Below are 2,676 nucleotides of genomic sequence, written 5' to 3' on the forward strand. Positions count from 1 at the left end.
GTCCCGGGGGGCGCCGCCGTCGAACCGTGGCGCCCCCCGGGGCCGGGGGCCGGAACGCCGTGGTCGCGGAGCGGGCCCAGCCGGAGCGCACGGTCGCGGCAGTGGTCGGCGATCAGGGGGAGCGCGTCGAGCGTCGCGCGCCAGGAACCGGGGGCCGAGGTGCAGTCGGAGTCGTGCAGGAGGAGGGTGGCACCCCCGGTGAGACCCGCCCGGGCGGTGCCGTAGACGGAGCCGCCGGTGGCACCGGCGACCCAGTCCCGGCCCCAAGTGGTCCACAGCACGGTCCGCAGGCCCAGGCGGTGGGCGGCGAGGGCCTGACCGGCGGCCAGCACACCGTACGGCGGCCGGTACCAGGACGGGCGGGCGCCGCAGAGATCGGTGACCGCCTCGGTGACGCGGCGCAGTTCGCGCAGGTCACGGGCGGGGTCCGGGTACCACTGGCGCCGGTGGCACCACCCGTGGACGGCGACCTCGTGGCCACGGGTCACCAGCTCGCGGCCGAGTCCGGGCGCGCGTTCCAGCATCGTGCCCAGCAGGAAGAAGGTGGCGCGCAGGCCCAGCGCGTCGAGGGCGTCGAGGATCTCCGGGGTACCGCGCGGGTCGGGCCCGTCGTCGAAGGTCAGCGCGACGTGCCGGGGGTCGCCGTACCCGGCGGTGCGCCGGGCCGCGAGGCGCCGGACCGGCGGCAGCCGCACGGCGGCCGGGGCGAGGTGGAGGAGTTCGGCACCGGCGGCGACCAGCGCGGCGCCGCCGAGCGCCCGGGCCCCGGGCCCACCCGGCCGGCCGCTCGTGCCGCTCCCCCGGGCCCGACCCCGGCCCACCGGCGCCTAGCCGAACCGGGACGCCATCCGCCGGAACACGCCCGGGGCGACGCCGTGGATCCGGGCCGGGTAGCCCAGCCAGCGCGGCACGAAGACCCGGTCGCGGGCGGTGGTGACGGCGTCGACGACGATGCCGGCCACCCGCTCCGGGCTGACCGGGCGGGGGCGTTCGCGCTGGTACGGCGTGCCGCGCTTGGCGAAGAACGGGGTGTCCACCGCGCCCGGGAGGACCAGCCGGACACCGACGCCGGTGCCCCGGAGCTCGTACCAGAGGCTCTCGGCGAACATGGTCAGCCCGGCCTTGGTCGCCGCGTACGCCGCCTCGTCGCGGACCCCGACCTGGCCGGCCATCGAGCCGATCAGGACGATCCGCCCCCGGTCGCGCTCCAGCATGCCGGGCAGGAGGAGCCGGGTCAGCCGCAGCGGGGCGGCCAGGTTGACCTCCAGCATCCGGTCCAGGGTGTCGACCGGGGTCCGGGCGAAGGGACCGCGCCAGCCCAGGCCCGCGCCGGCGATCACGGCGTCCACCCGCCCGGCCGAGGCGACGGCCGCCTCGGCGAGGCGCTGCGCGCCGTCGGGCTTGGCGAGGTCCTCGGGGAGCGGCAGCCCGCCGGTGCGGTCGGCGACCGCGTCCAGCCGGGAGCGGTCGGTGCCGGAGAGCAGCAGGCGCCAGCCGGCCGCGGCGAGGCGGCCGGCAGTGGCCGCGCCGATACCGGAGGAGGCTCCGGTGATCAGGACGACCGGCGGGTCGTCGGCGGGGCGGGGCCGTTTCCGCCGCGAGGGTGGCGGGGCTTCGTCCGTCGTCATGGCACCTGCCGCTCTGAGCGCACCTGGCCGTCCTTTTTGTCCGGCATGCCACCTTCGCACGACGGAGCCGTCCGGGCGACCGGGCCCGGCGCGGGGGCACGGCCCGGCGCGGGGTCCGTCCGGGCGCCGTCGCCGGTCGGGGCCGGTCCCAGCTCGGCCTCGACCTCGCCGAAGCGGGACAGCACGACGGTGCCCCCGACCGCGACCGCGAAGCCGGTCAGCGCGCACCAGGCGTAACCGGGCCGGGCCGCGTCACCGAGGGCCGCCACCCCGACCAGCGCCGGGCCGAAGGTCTCGGAGATCGTGCCGGCGGCGGTGGCGGCGGTCACCGTGCCCCGCTGCAACGCCAGCGCGTAGGCGAGGTACCCGCCGAGACCGCCGACGGCCAGCGCGTACCCCGCCGGATCGGTGAACACGGTGAGCGGCCCGGAGACGTCGAGGACCCGGACCGCCAGGCTCGTCACGCCGAAGCCGACCCCGGCGAGCAGGCCGAGACCGGCCGCCGCGGCGTTGCCGCTCCGGCGGGCGAGGACGAGGGTGAGCAGCAGCATCAGCGCCGTCGTGGCGAGCAGCGCCCAGTGGAACACGGCCGGGGCGTGGTCGCGGCCCTCGCTCCCGGAGCCCAGCGCGAGCAGGGTGAGGCCGGCCACCACGGCGGCGACGCCCAGCAGGTCGCTCCGGCGCAGCCGGGCGCCGAGCAGGCGGGCGGCGGCCAGGGCGGTGACGGCGAGGCTGGCGTTGGTGACCGCCTGGACCAGGAACAGCGGCAGCGTGCGCAGCGCGACGATGCTCAGCGCGAAGCCGGCGACGTCCAGACCGGTACCGAGCAGGAACTGCCAGGAGCGGAGCAGCGCGGCCAGCAGCCCGACCTGCACCCGGTCCGCCTTCGGCGCCTCCCGCGCGCCGCGTGCCTGGAAGACCGACCCGAAGCCGAAGCAGACGGTGGCGACCAGGGCGGTGGTGAGTCCGAGCAGCATGGCTCTCCCAGCCTCGGGGGCAGGATCCACCCCCAGTCTCCGCCCGGCGGCTCCCCGGTGCAGCGGGGAGC

3 protein-coding genes are annotated in these 2,676 nt (G+C 78.1%); all 3 read right to left on the minus strand.

What is annotated here, in order from left to right; all coding sequences use genetic code 11:
- Positions 1 to 821: polysaccharide deacetylase family protein (locus ACFWOG_RS40510; RefSeq protein WP_380364723.1), on the minus strand; the 821-nt coding region annotated here is incomplete at its 3' end.
- A gap of 6 nt (positions 822 to 827) precedes the next feature.
- On the minus strand, positions 828 to 1,628 hold the full coding sequence (locus ACFWOG_RS40515) for an SDR family NAD(P)-dependent oxidoreductase (RefSeq protein ID WP_380364725.1): 801 nt from the start codon (positions 1,626 to 1,628) through the stop codon (positions 828 to 830).
- Positions 1,625 to 2,605, minus strand: a complete 981-nt coding sequence (locus ACFWOG_RS40520) for a DMT family transporter (RefSeq protein ID WP_380364728.1) — start codon at positions 2,603 to 2,605, stop codon at positions 1,625 to 1,627. Before ACFWOG_RS40520 ends, ACFWOG_RS40515 begins: the two co-directional genes overlap by 4 nt.
- Between the last annotated feature and the right edge of the window lie 71 nt (positions 2,606 to 2,676).

Origin of the sequence: Kitasatospora sp. NPDC058406, assembly GCF_042722765.1 — a bacterium.
GTDB lineage: Bacteria > Actinomycetota > Actinomycetes > Streptomycetales > Streptomycetaceae > Kitasatospora.